This is a genomic window from Allobosea sp. NPDC003192, from assembly GCF_050275675.1.
GTDB lineage: Bacteria > Pseudomonadota > Alphaproteobacteria > Rhizobiales > Beijerinckiaceae > Allobosea.
The window spans coordinates 24,663-47,699 of the sequence record NZ_JBNNPK010000022.1 but is presented as its reverse complement, the minus strand read 5'-3'; the positions used below and the strand labels follow the sequence as shown (position 1 = coordinate 47,699).

General features: G+C 67.0%; 25 protein-coding genes and 1 tRNA gene. 10 read left to right on the top strand and 16 right to left on the bottom strand.

What is annotated here, in order from left to right:
- Nucleotides 1-48: 48 nt before the first annotated feature.
- From rpiA to ACQKLX_RS24615, 3 genes are all read right to left on the bottom strand, one after another.
- Nucleotides 49-759 carry a ribose-5-phosphate isomerase RpiA gene (rpiA, locus tag ACQKLX_RS24625; protein WP_427364189.1) on the bottom strand — a complete coding sequence of 237 codons (711 nt, stop codon included), beginning with the start codon at nt 757-759 and terminating at the stop codon, nt 49-51.
- Nucleotides 756-2,207: an NAD-dependent succinate-semialdehyde dehydrogenase gene (locus ACQKLX_RS24620; protein ID WP_427364188.1), complete on the bottom strand. Its 1,452-nt coding sequence runs from the start codon at nt 2,205-2,207 to the stop codon at nt 756-758. Before ACQKLX_RS24620 ends, rpiA begins: the two co-directional genes overlap by 4 nt.
- A 133-nt stretch (nt 2,208-2,340) precedes the next feature.
- Complete coding sequence (locus ACQKLX_RS24615; RefSeq protein ID WP_427364250.1) at nt 2,341-2,685, bottom strand: hypothetical protein; 345 nt, start codon at nt 2,683-2,685, stop codon at nt 2,341-2,343.
- 221 nt (nt 2,686-2,906) lie between these two features.
- Between ACQKLX_RS24615 and ACQKLX_RS24610 the strand changes: the two genes are divergently transcribed.
- Together ACQKLX_RS24610 and ACQKLX_RS24605 are read left to right on the top strand one after the other, a co-directional pair.
- Nucleotides 2,907-3,605: an HAD-IA family hydrolase gene (locus ACQKLX_RS24610; RefSeq protein WP_427364187.1), complete on the top strand. Its 699-nt coding sequence runs from the start codon at nt 2,907-2,909 to the stop codon at nt 3,603-3,605.
- Nucleotides 3,606-3,641: 36 nt separating this feature from the next.
- Nucleotides 3,642-3,716 (top strand) — tRNA-Val (locus tag ACQKLX_RS24605).
- Nucleotides 3,717-3,749: 33 nt separating this feature from the next.
- Here the strand turns inward: ACQKLX_RS24605 and ACQKLX_RS24600 are convergent.
- Complete coding sequence (locus tag ACQKLX_RS24600; protein ID WP_427364186.1) at nt 3,750-4,799, bottom strand: ABC transporter substrate-binding protein; 1,050 nt, start codon at nt 4,797-4,799, stop codon at nt 3,750-3,752.
- Between the two features lie 397 nt (nt 4,800-5,196).
- Between ACQKLX_RS24600 and ACQKLX_RS24595 the strand changes: the two genes are divergently transcribed.
- Both ACQKLX_RS24595 and ACQKLX_RS24590 read left to right on the top strand, forming a co-directional pair.
- The gene (locus ACQKLX_RS24595; RefSeq protein WP_427364185.1) at nt 5,197-5,946 is read left to right on the top strand and encodes an alpha/beta fold hydrolase; all 750 of its coding nucleotides are present in this window, start codon (nt 5,197-5,199) and stop codon (nt 5,944-5,946) included.
- Between the two features lie 83 nt (nt 5,947-6,029).
- Nucleotides 6,030-6,713 (top strand): lysophospholipid acyltransferase family protein, encoded by a 684-nt coding sequence (locus ACQKLX_RS24590; protein ID WP_427364184.1) that lies wholly within the window; start codon nt 6,030-6,032, stop codon nt 6,711-6,713.
- Between the two features lie 28 nt (nt 6,714-6,741).
- Here ACQKLX_RS24590 and ACQKLX_RS24585 read toward each other — a convergent pair whose 3' ends face one another.
- A complete protein-coding gene (locus tag ACQKLX_RS24585; RefSeq protein ID WP_427364183.1) occupies nt 6,742-7,392 on the bottom strand; it encodes an EipA family protein in 651 nt (216 codons plus the stop codon).
- 219 nt (nt 7,393-7,611) lie between these two features.
- Between ACQKLX_RS24585 and ACQKLX_RS24580 the strand changes: the two genes are divergently transcribed.
- Nucleotides 7,612-8,952, top strand: a complete 1,341-nt coding sequence (locus ACQKLX_RS24580) for a sensor histidine kinase (RefSeq protein WP_427364182.1) — start codon at nt 7,612-7,614, stop codon at nt 8,950-8,952.
- Between the two features lie 4 nt (nt 8,953-8,956).
- Here the strand turns inward: ACQKLX_RS24580 and ACQKLX_RS24575 are convergent, their stop codons facing one another.
- The 4 genes from ACQKLX_RS24575 to ACQKLX_RS24560 form a co-directional block, all read right to left on the bottom strand.
- Nucleotides 8,957-9,640, bottom strand: coding sequence for a response regulator transcription factor (locus ACQKLX_RS24575; RefSeq protein ID WP_427364181.1), 684 nt, complete (start codon nt 9,638-9,640; stop codon nt 8,957-8,959).
- Between the two features lie 146 nt (nt 9,641-9,786).
- Nucleotides 9,787-10,422: an outer membrane protein gene (locus ACQKLX_RS24570; protein WP_427364180.1), complete on the bottom strand. Its 636-nt coding sequence runs from the start codon at nt 10,420-10,422 to the stop codon at nt 9,787-9,789.
- Between the two features lie 229 nt (nt 10,423-10,651).
- Nucleotides 10,652-10,930 (bottom strand): hypothetical protein, encoded by a 279-nt coding sequence (locus tag ACQKLX_RS24565; RefSeq protein ID WP_427364179.1) that lies wholly within the window; start codon nt 10,928-10,930, stop codon nt 10,652-10,654.
- Nucleotides 10,931-11,085: 155 nt separating this feature from the next.
- Entirely contained in the window at nt 11,086-11,847 is a 762-nt protein-coding gene (locus ACQKLX_RS24560) for a hypothetical protein (RefSeq protein WP_427364178.1), read from the bottom strand.
- A gap of 361 nt (nt 11,848-12,208) precedes the next feature.
- On the opposite strand from ACQKLX_RS24560, the gene ACQKLX_RS24555 reads away from it, so the two are divergent.
- Nucleotides 12,209-12,787: a L,D-transpeptidase gene (locus ACQKLX_RS24555; RefSeq protein ID WP_427364177.1), complete on the top strand. Its 579-nt coding sequence runs from the start codon at nt 12,209-12,211 to the stop codon at nt 12,785-12,787.
- A gap of 96 nt (nt 12,788-12,883) precedes the next feature.
- Entirely contained in the window at nt 12,884-13,162 is a 279-nt protein-coding gene (locus tag ACQKLX_RS24550) for a hypothetical protein (RefSeq protein WP_427364176.1), read from the top strand.
- 22 nt (nt 13,163-13,184) lie between these two features.
- Here ACQKLX_RS24550 and ACQKLX_RS24545 read toward each other — a convergent pair whose 3' ends face one another.
- Nucleotides 13,185-13,553, bottom strand: a complete 369-nt coding sequence (locus ACQKLX_RS24545) for a gamma-butyrobetaine hydroxylase family protein (RefSeq protein ID WP_427364175.1) — start codon at nt 13,551-13,553, stop codon at nt 13,185-13,187.
- 168 nt (nt 13,554-13,721) lie between these two features.
- Here ACQKLX_RS24545 and moaA point away from each other — a divergent pair, with 168 nt between their 5' ends.
- Entirely contained in the window at nt 13,722-14,723 is a 1,002-nt protein-coding gene (gene moaA, locus ACQKLX_RS24540) for a GTP 3',8-cyclase MoaA (RefSeq protein ID WP_427364249.1), read from the top strand.
- Nucleotides 14,724-14,725: 2 nt separating this feature from the next.
- Here moaA and ACQKLX_RS24535 read toward each other — a convergent pair whose 3' ends face one another.
- Nucleotides 14,726-15,691 (bottom strand): GlxA family transcriptional regulator, encoded by a 966-nt coding sequence (locus ACQKLX_RS24535; RefSeq protein ID WP_427364174.1) that lies wholly within the window; start codon nt 15,689-15,691, stop codon nt 14,726-14,728.
- Between the two features lie 123 nt (nt 15,692-15,814).
- Here ACQKLX_RS24535 and ACQKLX_RS24530 point away from each other — a divergent pair, with 123 nt between their 5' ends.
- Both ACQKLX_RS24530 and ACQKLX_RS24525 read left to right on the top strand, forming a co-directional pair.
- A complete protein-coding gene (locus ACQKLX_RS24530; protein WP_427364173.1) occupies nt 15,815-16,222 on the top strand; it encodes an MAPEG family protein in 408 nt (135 codons plus the stop codon).
- Nucleotides 16,223-16,267: 45 nt separating this feature from the next.
- Nucleotides 16,268-17,209, top strand: a complete 942-nt coding sequence (locus tag ACQKLX_RS24525; protein ID WP_427364172.1) for a PLP-dependent cysteine synthase family protein — start codon at nt 16,268-16,270, stop codon at nt 17,207-17,209.
- Between the two features lie 27 nt (nt 17,210-17,236).
- Here ACQKLX_RS24525 and ACQKLX_RS24520 read toward each other — a convergent pair whose 3' ends face one another.
- From ACQKLX_RS24520 to ACQKLX_RS24500, 5 genes are all read right to left on the bottom strand, one after another.
- Nucleotides 17,237-17,878, bottom strand: coding sequence for a CDP-alcohol phosphatidyltransferase family protein (locus ACQKLX_RS24520; RefSeq protein WP_427364171.1), 642 nt, complete (start codon nt 17,876-17,878; stop codon nt 17,237-17,239).
- Entirely contained in the window at nt 17,865-18,248 is a 384-nt protein-coding gene (locus tag ACQKLX_RS24515) for a hypothetical protein (protein WP_427364248.1), read from the bottom strand. Before ACQKLX_RS24515 ends, ACQKLX_RS24520 begins: the two co-directional genes overlap by 14 nt.
- Nucleotides 18,249-18,268: 20 nt before the next feature.
- Entirely contained in the window at nt 18,269-19,219 is a 951-nt protein-coding gene (locus tag ACQKLX_RS24510) for a phosphatidate cytidylyltransferase (protein WP_427364170.1), read from the bottom strand.
- Nucleotides 19,216-19,854 carry a lysophospholipid acyltransferase family protein gene (locus ACQKLX_RS24505; RefSeq protein WP_427364169.1) on the bottom strand — a complete coding sequence of 213 codons (639 nt, stop codon included), beginning with the start codon at nt 19,852-19,854 and terminating at the stop codon, nt 19,216-19,218. The genes ACQKLX_RS24510 and ACQKLX_RS24505 overlap by 4 nt, the downstream gene beginning before the upstream one ends.
- A 138-nt stretch (nt 19,855-19,992) precedes the next feature.
- Nucleotides 19,993-22,797 (bottom strand): autotransporter outer membrane beta-barrel domain-containing protein, encoded by a 2,805-nt coding sequence (locus ACQKLX_RS24500; protein ID WP_427364168.1) that lies wholly within the window; start codon nt 22,795-22,797, stop codon nt 19,993-19,995.
- Nucleotides 22,798-23,037 lie beyond the last annotated feature (240 nt).

The following is a 23,037-nucleotide window of genomic DNA, read 5'->3' as shown; positions in this document are numbered from 1 at the left end:
CAAAGTGGAAACCACTTTTGCGGCTGGAACATGCCGTTCGGCAGGCCGTCAGCGACGCCCTGCAGCCGGGTCGCCGAGGACACGCACGCCATCGGCGCCGGCGAGGAAAGCTGCCGTCGCCAGACCGAGGAAGAGCCCATGCTCGACGACGCCAGGCACCTGATTCAACGCCAATCCCAGCACTTCGGGAAGCTCGATGCGGCCGAGATGCGCGTCGAGGATGTAATGACCGCCATCGGTCAGCAGCGTCGAACCGTCCGGGTGCTTGCGCAGCTTGAGCTCGCCCTGCGCGCCGGCCGAGGCAATCGCGGCGGAGACCGCCCGACGCGTCGCCTCGAGCCCGAAAGGCACGACCTCGATCGGCAGCGGGAAGCGGCCGAGCGTCTCGACCTGCTTGCCGGTGTCGGCGATCACGATCATGCGCTTCGAGGCGGCCGCGACGATTTTCTCGCGCAGCAGCGCGGCGCCGCCGCCCTTGATCAGGTTGAGGGCGCTGTCGAGCTCGTCGGCACCGTCGATGGTCAGGTCGAGCTCAGGCGTCTCGTCAAGCGTCGACATCGGGATCGACAGGCTGATCGCCTGTGCCTGCGTCGCTTCCGAAGTGGCAACGCAGATCACCTTCAGCCCGGCTGCGACCTTGGCGCCGAGGCCGTCGACGAAGTGCTTGGCGGTCGAGCCGGTACCGAGGCCGAGCCGCATGCCAGGCCGCACCAGCTCCAGTGCCGCCAGCGCGGCGGCCTTCTTCAGATCCTCGCTCACGCGCCGAGCCCGCCCATCAGCATGTACTTGATCTCGACGAACTCCTCGATGCCGTGGAGGGAACCCTCGCGGCCGAGGCCGGACTCCTTGACGCCGCCGAAAGGCGCGACCTCGGTGCCGAGAATGGCCGAGTTGATGCCGACCATGCCGTATTCGAGCTCCTCCGCCACGCGGAAGGCGCGACCGAGATCCTTGGTGTAAAAATAGGCCGCAAGGCCGAAGGGCGTGTCGTTCGCCATCGCCACGACCTCGTCCTCGCTCTTGAAGCGATAGATCGGCGCGATCGGCCCGAAGGTCTCCTCGGTGGTGACCAGCATCTTGGTGGTGACGCCGGCGAGGACGGTCGGCTCGTAGAAGGTGCGGCCGAGTGCGTGGCGATGGCCGCCAACCATGACCTTGGCGCCATTGGCGACCGCGTCGGCGACATGGCGCTCGACCTTCTCGACCGCGCGCTCATTGATCAGCGGGCCCTGCACGACGCCGACCTCGACGCCGTTGCCGACCTTCATCTTGGCGACCTCGCCGGCGAACTTGGCGACGAAGTCGTCATGGATGCCGTCCTGCACGAAGAGCCGGTTGGTGCAGACGCAGGTCTGGCCCATGTTGCGGAACTTGGCGATGATCGCACCCTCGACCGCCTTGTCGAGATCGGCATCGTCGAAGACGATGAAGGGCGCATTGCCGCCGAGTTCGAGCCCGACCTTCTTCACGGTTGAGGCGGCCTGCTGCATCAGGAGCTTGCCGACCGGGGTCGAGCCAGTGAAGCCGATGAAGCGCACCGCCGGATGGGAGGTCATCACGCCGCCGATCGCCTGGGCTTCGCCGGTGACGATGTTGATCACGCCCTTGGGGAAGCCGGCCTGCTCGGCGAGCGCGACCAGCGCCAGCGCGGTCAGCGGAGTGTCCGGGGCCGGCTTGACCACGAAGGTGCACCCGGCCGCCAGGCCCGGCGCGCATTTGCGGGTGATCATCGCCGCCGGGAAATTCCAGGGTGTGATCGCGGCGCAGACGCCAACCGGCTGCTTTGCCACGATGATGCGCGAATTCGGGAAGGGCGAGGGAATGGTCTCGCCATAGATGCGCTTGGCTTCCTCGGCGTAGAACTCGACGAAGGAGGCAGCATAGGCGACCTCGCCGCGGGCCTCGGCAAGCGGCTTGCCCTGCTCGGCCGTCATGATCTGCGCCAGGTCCTCCTGGTTCGCCATGATCAGCTCGAACCATTTGCGCAGGATGACCGAACGTTCCTTGGCCGACTTCTTCGCCCAGGGCTTGAAGGCGCGGGAGGCAGCCTCGACCGCAACAGTGGTCTCGTCGGCGCCGAAGCGCGGCACCCTGGCGAGGACCTGCCCAGTTGCCGGATTGTCGACCACATCGACGCCTTCGCCGATCCAGGTACCGTCGATGAAGCACTGCGAACGCAGCAGCGAGGGATCCTTGAGCGCGAGCATCTGAGCCTCCGGCGTGATGAGCGGGTTGCCGGGGCTCTAGCACGCGCGAGCCGCGCTTGCCGATAGCAAAACGCCGCATGCAGGCGGTGCGCAGATTGCAGTTACCGTTCGGCCATCGGCCCGGCAGCAGCCGCTATTTCGCCATCGGCGTGCAGACGACCTTGTCGTCGAAGACGTAGCAGACGCTGAGTTCGCCGGTGCGGACATTGGCGCGGAAGATGCCGCCCTCGCGCTCATGGCGCGACGGGACGAGGACATAGTCGCTCGGCGCCTGCGGGCCGGCCCCGTCCCCCGCCGGAAAGCAGACGGTGACGCCGACGCCGCCCTCCTTGAGCTGGAACTGGCAGGCCCCGACCTCGCCGGTCGCCTTGTCGATGCGGTAGACGCGGTTGAGGTCGGTCTGCGGGGCCGGCGCGAACTCGAAGGGCGCAGCCGATGCCGCCCCGAAAACCGGCAGGACGAACAGGCCGGCGCCCAGCGCCCGGCCTAGGGTGCCTCTGGAACAGCTCGACAGTTTCGACACCGATAAGACCCCTTTCGACGATTCGCCCGCACCCTACCACGGCGGGAAAGCCGTATCACCGCGATTGCGGCGCGGCGACGACGCCATAACGCCGCTGTTGCCCAGCCCCTCGCGGGAGCGCTTGCCAACCGGCTCCCAGCAGCCTTTATGCGGATGGCCACGCTACAGGATCGCTCATGTCGCTTCCCCCGATCGTCGTCTTCGATCTCGACGGCACCCTCGCCGAGACCGCTCCTGACATCATGCACACGCTCAACGTCATCCTCGAACAGGAGGGGCTGGCGGCGTTGCCGATCGAGCGGGCACGCGAACTGGTCGGCGCCGGCGCACGGGCACTGATCGAGCGCGGCTTCAAGGTCAGCGGCCGGCCGCTCGAGACGGAGACGCTGGAGCAGCTCTTTCAGCAGTTCCTGACAATCTATGCCGGCGGGATCGCCAACCACAGCTACGTCCATGACGGCGTCGTCGCTGCGCTCGATGCGCTCGCGGCGGACGGCTTCGTCTTCGCCGTCTGCACCAACAAACCGATCCTGCACACGAAGCTGTTTCTCGATGCGGTCGGCCTGACCGAGCGCTTCGCCGCGATCGCCGGGCGCGACAGCTTCCCCTTCTTCAAGCCCGACCCGCGCCATCTCACGCAGACAATCGCGCAGGCCGGAGCCGATCCGGCTCGCGCAGTCATGGTCGGCGATTCGCGCACCGACGTGGACACCGCGCGCGCCGCCGGCATCCCGGTGGTGTGCGTGCCATTCGGCTACACGGACGTGCCGGTCGAGGCGCTCGCGCCCGATCTGGTGATCCGGCATTTCAGCGAGCTGCCGCAAGCGGTGCGCCGGCTGACCGATCGCGAGCCGGTGCTTGCTGTGCGTTCTTGACGGCGCAAGCCGACCCCACTAGGAACAGCGCGGTCCGGGCGGCTAGCTCAGCGGTAGAGCACTCCCTTCACACGGGAGGGGTCACAGGTTCGATCCCTGTGCCGCCCACCATTTTCCTCTGGAAATCGCGAACCGCCCCACGCTTCACTTCGCGCGAGCGAGCGTACGGATCCGTTCCGCGTCCGGCGGCAGGAACGAGCGGTCGAAGACCTCGCGGACCGAAGGCTTGCGCGGCAATTTCTTGGCCTCGACGATGAGATCGATCAGCCGGCCGAGCCGCCCGTCGTCCATGTCGCCGACGCCGATGCGCGCGCCTTCGGGATGGGCCATCTCCGCGGCGAAGGTCCCGACCAGGCGCGTGCGGTTGACCTCGGGCGCAATCGCGACCTTGCGCTTCGTCAGCGTCTCGATGGCGATGTCCGGATTGGCGATGGCATCTGCCAAAGCGCGGTTGAAGGCGCGCACCATGCCTGACAGCGCCGCCTTGTCGGCGTAAAGCTCGCGCGTGACGAACAGGCCATTGCCGTACATGTCTGGCAGATGCTCGGCATAGGTCAGGAAGCGCAATTCCTTGCGCCCGTCGATGCCGAGCGGCGCCACCGAGGCGATGATGGTGTTGACGAAGCCGAAGGCGCCGTCCATGCCGCTGCCCTTCAGCATCTCCGAGACCTGGATGGCCATCGGCTTGCCCGAGGGCACGACCTTGACCTTGGACTGATCGATCCCGGTCGACTTGCAGAACATGTCGAAAGTCACCAGCGCCGCGTCATGCGTGTCGCCGATGATCGAGCGCCCCTCCAGGTCCTTCGGCACATGGATCGGGCCGCTCGCCGGCACCGCGATGGTGAAGGGCACCGAGTTGAAGGTGGTCCAGATCGCGACCGGGCCCTCGTTCGGCGGCGACATGGCGATACGCTGGATCAGCGCGGTGATGTCGCCATAGCCGGCATCGTAGGTGGGCGCGCGCACCTTCGGCACGACGGCGGCGGCGCCGTCACCCGGCGAGAACTCGACGTTGAGGCCGGCCTCGCCGAGATAGCCCTTGTCCGCGGCGAGCAGCAGGAAGGAGACCGGCCCGCTATAGGAGGTGTTGAGCAGCAGCTTGATCGTCTTGGCCTGGGCCGACGCGATGGACGGAGCCAGCGTGGCCGATGCGGCAGCGAGCGAGAAGGCGCGGCGCGTCATCTCGGGCATGGTCTTTCTCCCTTGGGGTGATTTTTATCGGTGAGGCGACGCCGGGTCCGAGGCGGAGCTCGGCAACAGCCCGAACCGAGGCCGGCCAGGTCGGTGCTGCCATTCGCCCAAATGCTGTTGTCGCTTGTTTTCGCGCCGCAGCGAGCCTCCCAACGCGCCCAACATGCATACAATACAAGTATGCAATCATGCGCAAGCGAAGCGGCGAGCGCGGATCGCAGGCTTCGGCGATCACCAATTCGCTGTCCTGAACGGAGAGGCCGAAGCCTGCGGCTCTCGGGAGCACCGCCTGCACATTTGGTGCAATATAGCTACCGAATCCTAGGCAGAGCGCGCGGACACGACAGCTTCGAGTCGCGAGGTCCGCGCCGTCTCGGATGAATGGGTGACCTACGACATGTCCGGATATCAGCAGCGTATCCTGCGCGCCCTCGGCGCGCTCGCGATCCTATCGAGCCTCGCCATCCCGTCGCCGGGCCGAGCCGAGATGCCGATCACAGTCAAGGGCGGCGAGACCGTCACGATCGCCGGCGTCCGCAGCATTCTCATTCGCGTCCCGGCCCCCAAGGGTAGTGTCATTCTCCTGACGGGCGGCGATGGCCGGCTCGAGGTCGGCAACGGCGCGCGCTTCGGCAAGGCCGGCGACAATGTCCTGATCCGCAACCGGGACGCCTTCGCTGCGCAGGGCTACAATGTGCTGCTTGCTGATCTCGGGACGAATCTCTCGGCCGCGGTGGACCATATGGCCGCGATCAAGCGCCCGGTGATCGTGGTCGCAACCAGCATGGGCACGCAGCGTGCCGCCCAAGGACTTGTGGAGGGCGCTATGCCGGACAGGCTCGTCCTGACCTCGGGCCTCCTCAGCAGGGCGTCCGGGCCCGGCGACACCACCGTCCAGAGCATCATGGGGACGCCGAACCGGTTGCCGCGCACGCTCGCGCTGCATCATCGCGAGGATCGCTGTCGCCTGACGCTGCCCGCTGGCGTCGCCCCGTTCAAGGCCTGGGCCGGCGGACGGGTCCAGGTCGAATGGATGAGCGGCGGACAGGCCGACGAGGCCAATCCCTGCCGCTTCAGCGCGCATCACGGTTTTGCCGGGCAGGACGAGGAATTCGTCGCCCGTATCGTCAAGTTCATGATGCGCTGAATCGGCGGCAAAAGTGCCGCGCGCAATGTTGGAGCAAGCCGACGCACCGATCCCTCCCTCGGAGCCACCGTGGAGAGCGGAGCATGCGATTCGGCACTGGGCAATCTGCGGCGTTCGCCGGCCGCGCCCTGCACAGCTACCTCGATTTCGTCCAGCGAACGACGCGCTTCAAGCCGGCGATCCCGGGCGCGAGGCCCTGGGAGCGCAGCCATGAACCCTTCATCGCCCTGACCTGGCACGGCCAGCAGATGCTGAGCCTGGCGGCGCTCGACGGCGCGGCCCAGGTTGCGATCCTGACCTCGCTGCATTTCGACGGAGCGGTTGTCGCCTCGGCGGTGGAGCGGGCTGGCTTTCGCGTCATACGCGGCTCGGGCACGCAGAGCCGCCCGAAGATCAAGGCCAAGCGCGCCATCCCCGCATTCTTCGAGATGCGCGAGGCGCTGCGTGAAGGCACCAGCCTCGTCCTGACCGCCGATGTTCCGAAGATCGCCCGCGTCGCCGGCAAGGGCGCGGTCCAGCTGGCACGGGCAACGGGACGGCCGATCTACCTCTTCGCCGCCGTGACCAGCGCCCGCGTCGATCTCGACAATTGGGACAGGGCCAGCATCGCCCTGCCCTTCGGCCGCGGCTGCGTGCTCTGGTCGGAGCCGCTCTATGTCCGTCGGGCAGCCGATGAGCGCGAGATGGGCCTGATCGCGCTGGAGATTGCGAGCCAGCTCGACGAGCTCCATGCCACTGCGCATCGCCTGCTCGAACGCCGGCGCTAGGAGCGAAGCCCTGACGAACCGAAACCTGTCAGCGGCCGGGCGCCGCGCATTCGGCGGGCGAGCCGCAGATCATACCGGGCGGTCGCAGCTGCTCCGGTGCCCCCGCCGGCTCGATGACGATGCGGCTGAGATCGCCGGAGAAACGCAGGCCGAGACCGGAGGAGATCAGCACGATCCGGGCGCGCGAGGAGGCCAATATGGTGGCGTTGGCGCCGGCGAGGAAATGGGCGCTGCCGCCGAGGCTGGCATAGGTGCCGAAGACGTCCTCGCGCCGGTCCAGCCCATAGACCAGCATGATCACCCGGCCGTAATCTGCGCCGAGCCCGATCCCGACCGAGAGGGCCGACCAGGTCACCGGCGCCGGAAGCCCGTCGGAAAAGCGCAATTCGCCACTGCCATGGCGGCCACCGAGCACGAAGGAGCCGCTGAGCTCGCCACCGATGATATAGGCGTTAGGCTCGCCGAAGAGCGCGAGCGAACGCTCGATCGGGATGCTGACCGTCTTGGAAGCGGTGTCGAACACACCCTCGACCAGCTTGGAGATGTCCTGTCGCGAGGTCGTCGGCAATTGGCCGGCCCGGATCTCACCCTTCATCACACCTCCCTGTGCGAGCGCGAGGCCCGGCACGAAGGCGAGCAGCGCAGCGAGCACGAGGCCCAGGCCGGACCGTCTCGACATGACACGCCGCGCATGCATCAGGCCGGCAGCTCCGGAAGAGAGTTGAACGGCAATGGCGATACGGTCCATGCAGAGACAGGAAGAGGCGAGCGCCCGGTTCGGCAAGCCATACCCGCATCGAGGTTCCGTGACGACTCGCAACGCTGCATCGATCCTGCGCCGGGCATGGCCGACAGGCCGGCCGGCCGAGACAGCCTGGCATAGCGGCGTATGCCGGCCATGACTTCCCTGTCGCGCGCCCTCACCATCCGCCTGTCGCTGCTCGGCATCGTCCTGTTCACCGCCTTCATCGGCGCCGTCATCGCTTTCGCCCTGATCACCGAGGATCCCGGCGCCCTGCGCAACGACGTCACCTCCCAGATCATCCAGCAAAGCGTTCGTGCCCCCTCCGGCAACGCCTTGCAGGTCGAGAAGACCGCCGGCCTCGCCCGGATCGAGCGCGCCAGCCCCTCGCTCTGGTACCTGGTCTCCGACGGACGTTCCGTCGTCGAGTATGCACCGGAGTTGCGCCCCGGCCTGCCGATAGACATCCGGCTCGACGGCCCGACCATCGCCGCGCAGATGCGCGTCGGCGGCGACAATGCGCTCGCCTTCGACGTGATCGAGAAAGACGGCATCCGCGTCATCGTCGCCACGGGCGGGGGTGTGCCGGGCTGGGACCTGATCCTCGGCTATTATCTGCGGGCGATGGCCGGCTCGGCGCTGGCGATCTCGGTGGTGTTCGGCCTGCTGATCGCCGGGGCGATCGCGATGTCGGTGTCCTATATCGGCGAGCGGTTGCGCAGCGCAGCCGAAGCCGCGGCAAGGATCGACCCGAAGGCGCCGCGCGGCCTGCTGCCGACCGAGGAGACCCCGGTCGAGCTGATGCCGCTGACCACGGCCCTCAATGCCGCGCTCGACCAGATCGCCGGCAATATGGAGGTCCAGCGGCGCTTCATGAACAATGTCGCGCACGAACTACGAACTCCGCTGACCGTGATGCGCGGCCGGATCGACGCTCTGCCGAACGATCAGCTGCGGCTCGCTCTCACCACCGATGTCAGTCGCCTGACCACCATCGTCTCGTCGATGCTGCAACTCGCCCGGCTGCACAGCACCGAATTGCCCTTCGAGCCACTGCAGCTCAATCGCATCGCCCGCGCCGTGCTGGCCGATCTTGCACCGCTGATCCTGAACAACGATGCCGACATCGCATTGGAGGAGGAAGGCGAGCGCCAATCGCTGATCGAGGCCAACGAGCCGACCGTGCGGGCGGCGATCGCCAACCTCGTCGACAACGCACTGCGCCATGCGCAGGCAAAATCGACGATCCTGGTGAAGGTGATCGATGGCGTGGTGGTCGAAGTCAGCGATGACGGGATCGGCATCGCGGCCTCCGACCGCACGCAGGTGACCGAACCGTTCAACCGAATGTCGCCGAATTCGACTGGCGCCGGGCTCGGCCTGACTATCGTGCGCGACATCGTGGCCGCCCATGGCGGCACGCTCACCATCCTCGCCCGGCCGGCGGGCGGCACGACGGTGCGCCTCGCCTTCCCGCCACGGGAGGCGGACAGCTGAGGCACTACTGCGCCAGCTCGGACACCCGCAGCATGTAGCCGATGCCGCGCAGCGAGGTGATCTCGACGCCGGCGCCCGCGTCCTTGAGCTTGCGCCGCAGCCGCGAGATCTGCGCTTCGAGCGTATTGGATTCGATCAGGTCGTCGAAGCCGTAGACCGCCTCGATCAGGACATCGCGGGTGACGACGCGGCCGACGCGCTGGACCAGCGCCTCCAGGATCAGCGCCTCGCGCCGGCGCAGATCGAGCATCTCCGAACCGACGGCAGCGCTGCGGCCCTCGAGATCCAGCGAGAGATTGCCGGCCGTGATCACCAGCGAGCGCTTGGGATGGCGCCGGCGCAGGATGACGCGCAACCGCGCCAGCAGTTCCTCCGGCTCGAAGGGCTTGACGAGATAGTCGTCCGCGCCGGTGTTCAGGCCCTCGATCACGTCGGTCTTGGCATCGCGGGCGGTCAGGATCAGAAAAGCGGGCCGCATCTCGGCCGCGCTCAGCGCCTTGACGATCGAAAGGCCGTCGCCGTCGGGCAGGCGCCGGTCGACGATGGCGATGTCGAACGGGGTCGAGCGCAGGGCGGCGAGCGCCGCATCGATCGTGGTCGTGCGATCGGCGATGAGCCCCGCATTGGTGAGGAGCGAGGATAGGAAAGCCATCAATTGTGGCTCGTCCTCGACGATCAGGGCGCGCATGGGGAAGGCAGTTCTGGGTGCACGGATGGAACGTGATGCCGGAATAGGGGCGAAATATCCAGACGCATCATGCTCCATCCATGCCTGGGCGCGGCCGGCAGGCCGCAAGACGCTCCGGGCTGGTTTTCCGGCCCGGAATTCGAGGATCAGAACCGGTAGTTCAAGCCGGCCTTGACCAGGTGCTCGTTGACGCCGACGCGGGTGCGGCCATTGGCGAACTGGAAATTCTGCTTGCCGAGCGAGACGTAGTTGTATTCGAGCTTGGCGGAGAGGTTGTCGGTGATGCCGTATTCGGCGCCGGCGCCGACGACATAGCCGATCTTGCTCTTCTCCTTCGAGGCCAGCCCGTCACTCGCCTTCAAGCTGCCATAGGCGACACCGCCGAGGCCGTAGACCAGAAGGCGGTCGAAGGCGAAGCCGGCACGAGCCTTCAGCGTGCTGACATAGCGCATGTCGGCGCTGGTGCCGCCGGTGCGCTTGGCGCCCTTGCCGAAGCCGTTCATCGACATATCGGCCTCGAGACCGGTGACGAGGCCGCCCATCTGCAGGTTGTAGCCGAGCTGCCCGCCGAGCAGGACCTCGCTGCGGCTCTTCTTTGCGGTTCCCTCGAAACGGTCGAAGGCGGCGCCGGCATGAATACCGGCATAGAGGCCGTTCCAGTTATAGGCGCGCGGCTGCGAATAGACCGGCTGGTACTGCTGTACAGGCACGCGACGATCCGCCGCCATGGCCGGAGCTGCGAGCAGGGCCAGCAGGCCGACCATCGGGATGAGACGCTTCATCAAAGACTCCTTGCGGCGGCCGTGGCGGCCGCCGATGCATCAGGCCAGACAAGTGAGAGACGGGTTCACCGGCTCCTCGCGACCGCAGGTCCGAGCATCGGACCGGGTCAGCACGGCGCAGATTGCGTGCGAAGATTACGGCAACGTTGCCCGCAAAACAGGCACGCACCGGAACGTTTTCCCGGAGTCTTGCGGCGAAGTTCCGGCGGCGGGTGTGCGCGGGAAGCGCTCAGTTTCGCACGACCGGTCCCGCTTGCTGCTGCGCGCTCCGCGCGCCGTCAGCCCATTCGGCAAGCGGAGCTGTCGCCATGAACTGCTCGATTGCAAGCAAGGCGATGTCGCCGGAATGGCCGGAACGGCGCAAGCCGAGGATCAGCCGGGCAAGCCATTCGCGGTGTGGGTTCTCGAACGGCCCATAGATCGGGCCGACATGACGCCAGGCCTCGTGAAAGGCTATCCCCAGGGCAGCCAACTCTTCAGGCCCCGCATCGAATTGGCACGCAGGCATGGCGAACCTCCCGGCGTTTCACAGAAGCGGACCAGAGCCGGCCCGGCTTTGCAATCGGAAGTTGCCCCTCGATCCGAAGAATAGGCGAACGCCAGGTTAACGGCAATCGGAGAGGTCTTCGCGAGCGGCGCACGAAACCGCGAGGCCATCCAGTTCTACTCGAACTTCGTCGCAAGCCCCTTGTTCGGCTGTTCCATCGCGTCCGCCGGCAGCAATAGCTTCGCCTCGGCCGCCTCCTTCGACGTTGGGTAGAGCTGGATCAGATTGCGCAGCGCAGCGCGTGCCTGCGCATAGAGCTTTTTCTTGATGTATTGCGTCTCGATCCGATCGAATTCGCGCCTGGCCTGTTCGTTTGCGGATCCCGGATCCCACCAGCGCTGCCCCGGCTTCTGGGCGTAGAACTTGCCGGCGGGAGAAATGGTGACGGTGACCCCGCTATAGCCCCAGCCGTCCCAGCCGCCCTGCGTGTCGACGGCACCAGTGACGGGAACGTTGAAGGTCTTCGCCACGGCCCAGAGGAAGAGCAGGCCTCGCCCCTTCCGATCGCCGGTATACTCGCCTTTGCCACCGTCCAACTCCTCTTCGCTGGCGCAGCCACAGCCATGGACCTCGATCCGGGCCAGAGGTGCGAACGCCTTGCGCAATTGGGTGTATTTCGACGAGACCGAGCTGCGGTCCTCGATCCCCGGGAAATCGAACTCGCCGGCATCGCCATGCGCGAGAAGGCGCAGAATCTTGATCTTGTTCCCATTCGCCGCGGCCAGGATCTTGTCGACGATCTTCTGGGGCGAAAAGCCCTTCGGGATGCCGGTGTGCCCGGTCGGCAATGCATCAGGCCCGCCCTGCTTCAAGTTGAAGGCGTGGATCATGGTGGAGTCCTCGAGGTAGACCGCGTGGACTGCGACTTCGTTGGCCATTCGTGTCTCGACTTCGCGGCATTGCCCAGGGGCTGCCCCGCCACCCGGCGGACGGCGAACCAGGCCTGCAGCCTGATTAGCGCTCCGCAAATCGCGCCGCGTCCTTCATTCAGGGGAGCCGCCGGCATGCCCGCCTCGCTTCCGCCCGAAAACCGCCCAGATCGCGCCAAAGCAGCACTCAGCAGCCTACGCCTGTTGCAACCCCGCAACGGGCGCTTCGAAAGCTCGAAAGGTCGCGCCGATGTGAACGCGCATCGATTGAACGACAGCCTTCGCTCTGCCAGAGATTTGGGGAATTGTTGACGTTTTTCCGTCACCTTTCTCCGCGCCCGCCAACCCGCAATCCCCTTCCGAGGCCGCAATGCTCCGCTTCTTCCGTTTGGCCCTGATCGCCGGCACGGCCGTCGCGGCCATGGCGACTGCCGCCGTCGCCGAAATCGATCCGCTCACCCGCCAGCCGCTCGTCACCTATGTCGACCCTGCCAAGGCGCAGGCGACCGCGATCCCGCGCGAGGTGGTCTCGTTCAGCGGCACCTATCGCCCCGGCACGATCGTGATCAACACGAGCGAGCGCCGCCTCTATTTCGTGCTGCCCGACGGAAAGGCCGTCCGCTACGGCGTCGGCGTCGGCCGCCCGGGCTTCGACTGGGCCGGCTCGCAGACCATCACCCGCAAGGCCGAATGGCCGGGCTGGACCCCGCCCGCGCAGATGCTGAAGCGCCGTCCCGACCTGCCGCGCTTCATGCCCGGCGGCCCGGAGAACCCGCTCGGCGCCCGCGCCATGTATCTCGGCTCGACCCTCTACCGCATCCACGGCTCCAACGAGCCGGAGACGATCGGCCAGGCGGTCTCCTCCGGCTGCATCCGCATGCTGAACGAGGACGTGATCGACCTCTACGAGCGCGCCAAGGTCGGCACCCGCGTCGTCGTCGCCCGCTGAGCGAACGGACGATCAGAGATTGCGAAAGGCCGGCTTCGCGCCGGCCTTTTTCGTTTTGTGAAAGGGATCACCATGTCGCGGATGTCGAAAGCGGCCATGATCGCCGCCATCCTCATCGCGGCCGGCCCGGTTACCGCGGCCGAGCGCATGACAACCACCAACCAATCGGCCTTCGCCTGCAGCAGCTGGGCGGCGTGGCGCGAATACGGGTTGGCGTCGCTGAGCCCGCGCGGCGCACGCGCGAGCAAGCTCTGCCCGATCCGCCTTCCTTCTGGCGCGAAGGTCGTCGTCATCGACGAGGAAGCCGGCGAAGGCGCGTCCGAGATCCGCTATCGCGGCGAGACCTGGTTCGTCGACAACCAGCGGCTGGATTGAGCTGCCGAATGGCGGCCTGCCCTCACCCTCGCCTGCCCCGTTCGCGCGACAACCCCTTCGCGGCGAGATCGTCGAGATAGGCCTGGAACTTCGCCTCGCCGTTCCGGCCGAGCTCGCGCAGATAGTCCCAGCCATAGATGCCGGTGTCGTGCATGTCGTCGAAGGTCAGGCGGACGGCATAATGGCCGACCGGCTCCACTTTCAGGATCTCGACCTCGCGCTTGCCCGGCACGGTCTGCTTCTGGGTCGGGCCATGACCCTGGACCTCGGCTGAGGGGCTCTCGACCCGCAGCAATTCGGCCGGAAGCGCATGGCTCTCGCCGCTCTCGAAGGTGACGTGAAGCGTGCGGCGGTCCTTGGAGAGGCGAATCTCGCTCGGCCAATCTGACATCTTCGTGTTTCTCCAGAACGGCTTGCGACTATCAGCCCGCTTGACCGCGGGCTTGCCGCCGCCGATGCTCGCTTCCTATATCAGAGCAACGGCAGGCGCACTGCGCCGCAAGACCGCGATCGCCCGAGGATTTCAGCCGCCGTGCTGCACGACCCCATCAGGCCCTTGATGCGTGCGCCGCTGACCGACCCGTTCGGCCGCGACATCTCCTACCTGCGCATCTCGGTGACGGATCGCTGCGATTTCCGCTGCGTCTACTGCATGTCCGAGGACATGGCCTTCCTGCCGAAGCGTGATCTGCTGACGCTCGAGGAGATCGACCGCGTCGCCACCGCCTTCGTCTCGCGCGGCACGCGCAAATTGCGCATCACCGGCGGCGAGCCGCTCGTGCGGCGCGATATCATGAACCTGTTCCGCTCGCTCTCGCGCCATCTGGCCTCGGGCGCGCTCGACGAATTGACTGTGACCACAAACGGCTCGCAGCTCGCCCGCTATGCGCAGGAGCTGGCCGATTGCGGGGTGCGCCGCGTCAACGTCTCGATGGACACGCTCGACCCCGAGAAATTCCGCAAGATCACGCGCTGGGGAGACCTCTCCAAGGTTCTCGCCGGCATCGAGGCGGCCCGTGCCGCGGGCCTGCGCGTCAAGATCAATGCGGTCGCGCTCAAAGGCGTCAACGAGGACGAGATCGAGGAGCTGATGCAGTGGGCCCACGGGCTCGGCATGGACCTGACTCTGATCGAGGTGATGCCGCTCGGCGATATCGAGCCGGCCAGGCTCGACCAGTTCCTGCCGCTCTCGATGGTGCGGGCCAAGCTGATGGACCGCTACACGCTCGACGACGATCCCTACCGGACCGGCGGGCCGGCGCGCTATGTCCGGGTTCGCGAGACCGGCGGGCTCGTCGGCTTCATCACGCCGATGACGCATAATTTCTGCGAGAGCTGCAACCGCGTGCGCCTGACCTGCACCGGCACGCTCTATATGTGCCTCGGCCAGGAGGACGCCGCCGACCTGCGCGCACCGATCCGCGCCTCGAGCGACGACGCCCTGCTCTACCGGGCGATGGAAGAGGCGATCTCGCGCAAGCCCAAAGGCCACGACTTCGTCATCGACCGGCGCCAGCCGCGTGCCGCGGTCGGCCGGCATATGAGCGTGACGGGAGGCTAGCCTTACAGGCGCGTCTCGGTCCGCAATTCCCGGACGCCGCGGCCGAGCCGGCGCCGCAGCAAGGTGCGCAAGGTCGCCGTGTCGGCATAGCCGACTTCTCCCGCGATCTCGTCCAGGCTCTGCCCGATCGAGACTAGATGCCGGGCACGCTCGACGCGCATGTCCTGGAAGAAGGCGAGCGGCGACTTGCCCAGCACCGCCTCGGTGCGCCGCTGCAGGGTTCGCGCACTGACCGCGAGCGCGCTCGCCGCCGCCGGTAGCGAGAAGCCGGCGGCCAGATTGGCGCGTGCCCAGCGCTCGAAGCGCTCGATGAGAGGGTCGGCATGGGCGAGATGGTCGGGGATGATGTAGCGCGCCTGCGACGAACGCTTGTCGATCAGCATGAAGCGCGCGACGAGCGCAGCCATGTGCGGGCTTACCTGACGCACCAACCATAGCGCCAGGTCGAGATGCCCCATCATCGCCCCCGCCGTGACCAGGCGGTCGGACGGAACCAGCATGCGTGAATCGTCCAGCCTCACCTGCGGATAGCGCTGGCGGAATAATGGTGCGAGCGACCAGGTCGTCGTCGCCTCGCGCCCGTCGAGAATCCCGGCCTCCGCCAGCAGGAAGGTGCCGATGCACGCCCCTGCCATCCCCACCCCTTCCGCCTGCCAGCCGCGCAGGTGAGCGAGCCCCTTTGCGACATCAGGCCGACCGAGCGCCTCGACCAGTTGATCCGGCTGCTTAGCGTTCAAGGCCGGCACGATCACCCAGTCCGGCTTGCGCGCCGTATCCGGCAAGGCCGCACATGCGGTCAGCCCCATCGCGGTGCGCACCTGCCCGCTGACACCGACGAGCTGCACATCGAACAGGTGCCGATCGATCTCCTGCATCGCCGCCAGCTCGTTCGCGGTGGAGAAGGTGTCGAGCAGCACCGTCAGGCCGGTATCGAAGACGCCGTCGAGGGCGAGCACGGTCAAGCGCATGGCGTAAATGACCTCAAGATTGTCATTTACGACGATAGTGACCTCGCCTGCTCAGGTCTAGCGTCCGCCCATAGTCCTCGTCGGACCGCCACTCGCTCGATCAATGCAATCAGGGAACGCAGCATGAAGCTCACGCCGGAACTCTATTGCCTGACGCTGACCGCCGCCGCGACGGTCCTGATGTGGATCCCCTACATGCTTGCACGGATCATGACCCGCGGTCTCATGGCGGCGATGGCCAATCCGGACCCGTCCCTGGCACCGGACCCGGCCTGGGCCGAGCGCGCCCGGCGGGCGCATGCCAATGCCGCCGAAAACCTCGCGGTCTTCGCGCCACTCGTTCTGATCGCAGCCCTCGCCGGGATCAGCACGGCGGCGACGCTCTTCGCGGCCAAGCTCTATCTGGCGGCACGGCTGGTCCACTACGTGGTCTATGCCGCCGGTATCCCGGTCGTCCGGACGCTCGCCTTCGCGGCCGGCTTCGGCGCGACGCTCGTCTTCGCTGCTGCGCTTCTCGGCCAGGCCGGCTAGCGCGCAGCCAAAACGCCTTCCCTCGGACAATCTTACGAGACAGCGATGAACCCCACGCCCACCACCATTCTCGACACGATCGGCAACACGCCGCTGCTGGCCTTGCGCACTGTCGTTCCGGCCAATGGCGCCCGCATCCTGCTCAAGCTGGAAGCCCGGAATCCGACGGGCAGCATGAAGGACCGTATGGCGCTGGCGATGATCGAGGCGCCGGAAGCCGATGGCCGCTTGAAGCCGGGCGGCGCGGTCGTCGAATACACCGGCGGCAGCACCGGCGTCTCGCTGGCGCTGGTCTGCGCGGTGAAGGGGTATCCGCTCCACCTCGTGACCTCGGACGCCTTCTCCAAGGAGAAGCTCGACCATATGCGCCTGCTCGGCGCCAAGCTGACGATCGTGCCGAGCGAAAGCGGCAAGCAGACCGAAAAGCTGACCAAGGACATGATCGCCGAGGCGCACCGCATCGCGGGTGAACTGGGCGCCTACATCACCGCCCAGATGGAAAACACCGACCAACTGGCGGCCTATACCAGGCTCGCCGACGAGATCTGGGAGCAGACCGGCGGCCGGATCGACGCCTTCGTCCAGAGCGTCGGAACGGCGGCGGCACTGCGCGGCACTTCGGAGACGCTGCGCCAATATGACGGCAGGATCCGCTTCGTCGCGGTAGAGCCGGCGGAATCGGCCGTGCTGTCAGGCGGGCCATCCGGCGCGCACAAGATCGACGGGATCGGCGCGGGCTATGTCGTGCCGCTCTGGCATGACGGCATCGCCGACGAGATCGAGCAGGTCTCGACGGAAGAGGCCAGGGCGATGGCGTTTCGCCTGGCCGCCGAGGAAGGTCTGTTCTGCGGCACCTCGACCGGTGCCAATGTCGCGGCCGCGCTGCGGCTGGCCGAACGGCTCGGGCCGGACGCCACCATCGTCACCATCATGTGCGATACAGGCATGAAGTACCTGAAGACGTTCTCGCAGGCGCTGGACCTTTGAGCGCGCCCGCACCGCAGTCAGTCGGCCTCAGCGCCCGCGCAAGCCGCGCACGATGTTCACCGCCCGCCTGAGAGCGGTCACGGCAGCGCCGACCGCAATCAGCCAGAGCGCGATCGCCAGCACCTCGTTCTGGCCTCGCCAAAGCGGCTCCAATAGCGAAACGAGCGCTGCGGCGGTGATCGTCGCCATGCGATGCTGCTTGGCCATCGGGCCGGAGAAATCGGCCGGCAACCCGCAATTGCGGCCGAGCTCACGGGTATAGGCCGTCAGCACGGCAAAAGCCGCCGCTGCCCAGCCCAGGGCCGGAGCGCCGATCCCGTAACCGACGCCGGTCAGGATGAGGATATCGGCAATCCGGTCGGGAAACTCGTTCCAGAACGGCCCGTCGGCTGCCTGCTTGCCACCCTCGATCGCGACCATGCCGTCGAAGAGATTGCAGAGCAACCTGAGCTGGCAGAACAGCGCCGCGGCAAGCAGCAACGCGATGCGCGGCCCGGACGCCGCGGAGCCTGCGAGCCAGAAGGCGGCGCCGGCACAGGCCGCCATCGCCATGCTCGCCATCGAGATCTGGTTCGGCGTGATGCCGCTGGCGCTCAGCCGCCGCGCGATGCCCCGGGCCCAGCTTGTGTCGCGGCTCGCGAGCGGGCGTCGATCATCACTCTGCGCCATGGTTCATGGCCTTCCTGCTGCGCCACAGCGAAAGATTGTAGAGCGCCGCATAGCTGGTCGCGACGGTCAGCGGGACGGCGATCGTCCTGGCGATTTCGGGCGTGCCGCCGATCGTGTGGATGAGGGTCAGCAGGCTCGCGGAGACGAATCCTGCGATCGCTGGCGGCGCCAGCAGCGCGGCCAGGCCGCTGAACCGGCTCGCAAGATGTTCGATGCCCCGTTTCAGCAGCAGGGTGATGAGCGCGGACAGCGTGCCCTGGATCAGCCCGGCGAGAAGCGGCGCCGGAATCGGATGGGCCCGGTTGGCGAAAGCCGCCCAGCTGCCCATGGCGAGGAAGGCGAAGCCGACATGCACGATGCTGCTTCGCATCAGGCGCGCGAGCGGCGGGCTCACGTGGTCGACCAGCCATAGCGGGCGAGGTGGAAGAAGATCGGCGCGGAGAACACCACCGAATCGAGTCGGTCGAGGAAGCCGCCATGGCCCGCGATCAGATGGCCCCAATCCTTGATGCCGCGATCGCGTTTGATCGCCGACATCACCAGCCCGCCGAAGAAGCCCATAAGCACGATGACCAGCGCCAGGAACGCTGCCTGCAGCGGCGTGAACGGCGTCATCCAGGACAAGGCCGCCCCGACCGCCGTCGCGCTGAGCGCACCGCCTATGAAGCCCTCGACCGTCTTGGAGGGCGACAGCCTGGGCGCGATCTTGGTGCGGCCGAGCAGCTTGCCCCAGACATATTGCAGCACATCGCTCATCTGCACGACGATGACGAGGAAGGCGATCAGCAGGACGTTGCGCCCCTGATAGCCGGGGATGTCGAGGCTGAGCAGCGCCGGTACATGCGAGATGCAGAAGACGCAGATCATCAGCGCCCACTGCACCTCGGCGATGCGCACCAGAAAATGCTCGGTGTCGCCGCGCAGCGACGCAATGATCGGCATCAGCAGGAAAGCGTAGACGGGGATGAAGATCGAATAGAGCCCGTACCAGTCGATCCAGAGCAGATAATACTGCACCGGCAAGACAACGAAGAAGGCCGCGGCCAGCGCCCAATGATCGGCGCGGCGCGTGTCCGTCAGCGTGATGAACTCGCGCAGCGCCGCGAAGGAGCAGAAGCCGAAGAGCAGCGTCACGCCGGTCTTGCCGCCGATCAGCGCCAGGCCCATCAGCACGATCATGATCCACCAGGCGCGGATGCGGTCGTTCAGGTTCTCGACCACGGCGTTCGAGCCATCGGGCGACAGCCGGCGCTGCAGCAGATAGCCGATCGTGGACGCGACGATCAGGACGCCGAGCAAGCCAGCCAGCACAGCGAGAAGGTCGGGATGCGGCATCGTCATGGCGCGCTCGCCTTCGGCGACAGGGCGAGCAGCGCCGCCTCAGCCCTCGCCAGGAAATCCTGCTTCGTCTCGGCCTCAATGAGGGCAAAAGCGGCGCCGAAGGTGACGGTGCAGACCAGCGGCACCGGCACGAACTCGCCCTTCGGCATGACGCGGTTGAGATTGTCGATCCAGACCGGCACGAGCGCCACGTTCGGGCGGGCCTGCGCCAGATGGAAGAGCCCGCTCTTGAACGGGAGCAGCGGCGCATCCGTGGTGTTGCGCGTGCCTTCCGGGAACACGATCAGGGAGGAGCCGGCATCGAGCGCCTCCGTCATCTGGACGATCGGGTCTGCCGTTCGCGTCGCGGGGTCGCGGTCGATCAGGACGGCGTTGAAGACGTCGCGGCCGATGAAGCGCCGCAGGCCGCTCTTCAGCCAGTAGTCGCTGCCGGCGACCGGCCGGGTGGCGAAGCGCATGCGGCGCGGCAGCACGGTCCAGATCAGGACGAAATCGCCGTGGCTGGCATGGTTGGCGAAATAGATGCGCTGCTCGTCGGTCGGCGCGACGCCGTCCCAGCGCCCGCGCACCGCCGTGATGAAGCGGGCGAAGAACAGAATGAGCGCGCCAGCCAGGCCGGCTCCGATGTCGCGCATTCCCCCCACCCGATTACCAGCCTGACGATGACGTAGCGTTCATCTCGAACGCTGTCGAGATTGCGGAGGTCTGGGGCGAATTCGAAAGCTGCGAGGGCGCGCTCTGACGTGCTTATCGGCCGGCTGCCTCTTGTCCCTTCAGAACCTGACGGCGAGGTTTGCCTTGAAGGCGTGATCCTGGGCGTCCTGTGCGAGCTGGGCGGTGTAGGAGGCGCCGAGGCTGACGTTCGGACCGAGCCCAAGATCGAGCCCGGCCTCGACCAGAGCGGCATCCCGCGCGATCGGCAGGCCGGCGATGGCGAACGGGTTGCTGCCGGCAAAGGCGAGCGTCGTCTTCGGATCGACATCGCCGAAGGCGTGGCGCCAGCCGAGGCCGCCGTGCAGGGTCAGGTCCATGCCGGAGAGGCGGGTCGTCGTTGCGGCGCGCAGGCCGAGCGTGGTGTAGCCGAGGCTGGTGTCGTCGCTCGCGCCCGACAGCGCTGCAGCGCCGGTGCCGCGCTCGCTGAAGCGATCGCTGCGCAGCACGACATAGGCCAGGCCCGCGAAGGGCTCGAGCGCGACCTGGCCCAGCGCGGTCTGGCCGAGATCGATGCGATAGCCGAGCTCGCCGAAGGCCTGCGCCGTGCCGGCATCGTAATCGGCGCGCAAGGTGTCGCCGAGCCCGGCCGCGACGATGCCGCGGCGGGTCGAGAGGTCGTGCCAGGTGTAGCTCAGGCCGGTGCGCAGGCTGAGCGCGCCCCATTGGCCGCCGCCATAGAGGCCGAGATGATAGTTGTCGCTCCCGCCCGAGGAGAGCCGGCCGTTGACGTCGAACTTGCTGTGGCTGAAGCCGGCGACGACGCCGAGGCGCAAATTGTCGAAGACGGCGGCATCGGCGCCGACCAGCAGGCCGCCGGTCGAGCGAGAAAGGCTGGCGGCATTGCCGTCGCTGCGCGTGCGCCCCCAGGAGCCATAGCCCTGGCCCCAGACGGCGAAGCGCTCGGCCGAGGGCGGCTTCGGCATCGGTCCTTTCACCGCCGGCGCGAGGTCGGCGGTGAAACCATAGTTCAGCGTTGCCATCGGGGCGGCGCCGACCGCGCCGAAGGCCGTGCGCAGGCGATCGTTGACCGCGGCGCGCAGATGCCAGCTCTCGTCGACCAGCACGGTCCTGGCCGAGGCATGGATCTCGCCGGCGAGCTGGCCGAGCGCCCCGCGGGCGGCGTCAACCGTCGGCTGGTTGTAGACGCCGGTCTGGACGGCATTGCCACTCGGCAGGCTGTCGACGGCATTGCCGACCGCCTGCTCATTGCCGGTGCCGCCGACATTGCCGGCCGTGGCCGTCCGGACCACGGTGAGATAGGCGTTGGTGGCGTCGGTGCCGTTGCGCAGACTGAGGAAGGGCGTCAGCATGAGATCGGTGCTGCCATAGGTTCCGGTCAGCCCGGTCGAGGTCAGGATGGTGTAGCGCTGGCCGGCGACGAAGGCCCTGCCGGTATAGTTGATCACCTGGATCGCCGCGCCACTGGCGAGCGTCGCGGTGCCCTTCACGTCGATCCGGTCGGAGGTGACCGTGCCCGGATCGATCTCGACCTCGTAGACCGCCCCGGCATTCTGGACATAGGCGCCGTTAATGGTGAGCGTGCCGATCGAGTTGCCGGGCGTGATCCGGCTGCCCGCGGCCAGTGTCGTCGTCCCGACCGTGCCGCTACCACCCAGCCGCGCGCCTGACGCAACCGTCACGGCCGAGCCGGCGAGCGAGCCGTTCACGATCAGCGCGCCTTCGTTGACGCTGGTCGTGCCCGAGAAATCGCCGCTGCCGGCTATCGTCCAAGTGCTCGCGCCCGTCTTCTCCAGCTTGTCGAAGCCTTGGTACTGGTCCTGGGTGGTATTGCCGATGCTTCCGTCGAGCGTCCAGTTGTCGGCGCCGCCGAGGCGCAGGGTGTCGTTGAGGCCATTGATGCTGGCGCGCACATTGCCTTCGATCACCGAGCCGGCCTGCAGCTCCAGAGTGAGAGTGACCGCAAGTGCCTGGTTGGACATCGAAATTGCATTGGCCGCGCCGGCGCCGGCCCGGATCGTGCCGCTGTTCATGATCGAGATCGCCGATGGAAAAGCGCTGTTCGTGATGGCGGCAGCGCCATTGCCGCCTTCGATGACGCCGGTGCCGAGATTGTAGATTGTCGCCGGGGTAGCAGAGGCGCCGCGGGCCACGATCGCCGCATTGCCGGTGCTAGCACCGCTGAGATCAGATCCTCCTCGGATTGTGCCGTAATTGGTGATGGTCGCCGCCTTGCTGGTCGTGCTCAGGTAGACGCCCGCGCCGGTATGCCCGCCGGCAGTGCTGTTGCCGCCCTGAATGACGGCTCCGGCGTTATTGATCAGCGTCGCGCCGGTGTTGAGGATGTTGACGCCGGCAGCATTGTTCGTACCGCCAGCGCCGGTCCCGGTGCCGCCGCTGATCGTGCCATTGTTGACGAAGGTCACGACATTGATGAGCGAGACGCCGAGGCCGCCGGAAGCGCCGGCGCCGCCGGTGATCGAGCCGTTGTTGACGACCTGCCCGGTGGTGCTGCCGACCGTGGTGATGCCACTGTTGATCACAAGGCCGGAGCCGGCCCCAGCAGCGTTCCCACCAACGAGCGTGCCGTCAATTGTCAACGTGCCGCTCGAAAAACTCCCGTTGAACGTGGTGGAAGCGGCCGGCAGCCCCGTCAGAGTGAACCCTTGAGTGTCGATGGTCACCGACTTGCCGGGCGTGTTGGCGAGAGCGCCGCCGGTCACCGTGATGTCCTGGGTCAACACGATCGTCGCGCTGACATCGGAGCTGAGACTGGCCGCGGCGATTGCATCGCGCAGCTGCTGGTCGGTGCTGGCGAAATAGGTCGCGGCGAGCGCCCGCGACCCCAGCCCGCAGCTGAGCATCAGGATCATCAGGCTGGCCGTGCCAGATAGCTTCCCAGCCACGAAACCCTTCAAGCCCGCGCGCATACCAAGCCCCTCCATAGCCAGCGCCGCTTAAATCGATTCGAGCGGCGTACAACCAGGACTAGAACCGGCTCGCTAAGGGAATGTTAAGACCTGAGGCAGCCACCGCATCGGGGGGCTGCGTTCGGTGCAGAGGTTAACGGCGCGGGCCAGGGCGGCAGCCAGGACAGCGCGCCCTGTCCCGGACACGCACCCTCCCCCTGCTTTCGTCGCATCTTG

What these genes read in the sequence shown, in the direction of transcription:
- ACQKLX_RS24620 (WP_427364188.1), bottom strand. Translation starts at nt 2,207, where the DNA reads ATGCTCGCGCTCAAGGATCCCTCGCTGCTGCGTTCGCAGTGCTTCATC.
- ACQKLX_RS24610 (WP_427364187.1), top strand. Translation starts at nt 2,907, where the DNA reads ATGTCGCTTCCCCCGATCGTCGTCTTCGATCTCGACGGCACCCTCGCC.
- ACQKLX_RS24600 (WP_427364186.1), bottom strand. Translation starts at nt 4,799, where the DNA reads ATGCCCGAGATGACGCGCCGCGCCTTCTCGCTCGCTGCCGCATCGGCC.
- ACQKLX_RS24595 (WP_427364185.1), top strand. Translation starts at nt 5,197, where the DNA reads ATGTCCGGATATCAGCAGCGTATCCTGCGCGCCCTCGGCGCGCTCGCG.
- ACQKLX_RS24590 (WP_427364184.1), top strand. Translation starts at nt 6,030, where the DNA reads ATGCGATTCGGCACTGGGCAATCTGCGGCGTTCGCCGGCCGCGCCCTG.
- ACQKLX_RS24585 (WP_427364183.1), bottom strand. Translation starts at nt 7,392, where the DNA reads ATGTCGAGACGGTCCGGCCTGGGCCTCGTGCTCGCTGCGCTGCTCGCC.
- ACQKLX_RS24580 (WP_427364182.1), top strand. Translation starts at nt 7,612, where the DNA reads ATGACTTCCCTGTCGCGCGCCCTCACCATCCGCCTGTCGCTGCTCGGC.
- ACQKLX_RS24575 (WP_427364181.1), bottom strand. Translation starts at nt 9,640, where the DNA reads ATGCGCGCCCTGATCGTCGAGGACGAGCCACAATTGATGGCTTTCCTA.
- ACQKLX_RS24570 (WP_427364180.1), bottom strand. Translation starts at nt 10,422, where the DNA reads ATGAAGCGTCTCATCCCGATGGTCGGCCTGCTGGCCCTGCTCGCAGCT.
- ACQKLX_RS24565 (WP_427364179.1), bottom strand. Translation starts at nt 10,930, where the DNA reads ATGCCTGCGTGCCAATTCGATGCGGGGCCTGAAGAGTTGGCTGCCCTG.
- ACQKLX_RS24560 (WP_427364178.1), bottom strand. Translation starts at nt 11,847, where the DNA reads ATGGCCAACGAAGTCGCAGTCCACGCGGTCTACCTCGAGGACTCCACC.
- ACQKLX_RS24555 (WP_427364177.1), top strand. Translation starts at nt 12,209, where the DNA reads ATGCTCCGCTTCTTCCGTTTGGCCCTGATCGCCGGCACGGCCGTCGCG.
- ACQKLX_RS24550 (WP_427364176.1), top strand. Translation starts at nt 12,884, where the DNA reads ATGATCGCCGCCATCCTCATCGCGGCCGGCCCGGTTACCGCGGCCGAG.
- ACQKLX_RS24545 (WP_427364175.1), bottom strand. Translation starts at nt 13,553, where the DNA reads ATGTCAGATTGGCCGAGCGAGATTCGCCTCTCCAAGGACCGCCGCACG.
- moaA (WP_427364249.1), top strand. Translation starts at nt 13,722, where the DNA reads ATGCGTGCGCCGCTGACCGACCCGTTCGGCCGCGACATCTCCTACCTG.
- ACQKLX_RS24535 (WP_427364174.1), bottom strand. Translation starts at nt 15,691, where the DNA reads ATGCGCTTGACCGTGCTCGCCCTCGACGGCGTCTTCGATACCGGCCTG.
- ACQKLX_RS24530 (WP_427364173.1), top strand. Translation starts at nt 15,815, where the DNA reads ATGAAGCTCACGCCGGAACTCTATTGCCTGACGCTGACCGCCGCCGCG.
- ACQKLX_RS24525 (WP_427364172.1), top strand. Translation starts at nt 16,268, where the DNA reads ATGAACCCCACGCCCACCACCATTCTCGACACGATCGGCAACACGCCG.
- ACQKLX_RS24520 (WP_427364171.1), bottom strand. Translation starts at nt 17,878, where the DNA reads ATGGCGCAGAGTGATGATCGACGCCCGCTCGCGAGCCGCGACACAAGC.
- ACQKLX_RS24515 (WP_427364248.1), bottom strand. Translation starts at nt 18,248, where the DNA reads ATGCGAAGCAGCATCGTGCATGTCGGCTTCGCCTTCCTCGCCATGGGC.
- ACQKLX_RS24510 (WP_427364170.1), bottom strand. Translation starts at nt 19,219, where the DNA reads ATGACGATGCCGCATCCCGACCTTCTCGCTGTGCTGGCTGGCTTGCTC.
- ACQKLX_RS24505 (WP_427364169.1), bottom strand. Translation starts at nt 19,854, where the DNA reads ATGCGCGACATCGGAGCCGGCCTGGCTGGCGCGCTCATTCTGTTCTTC.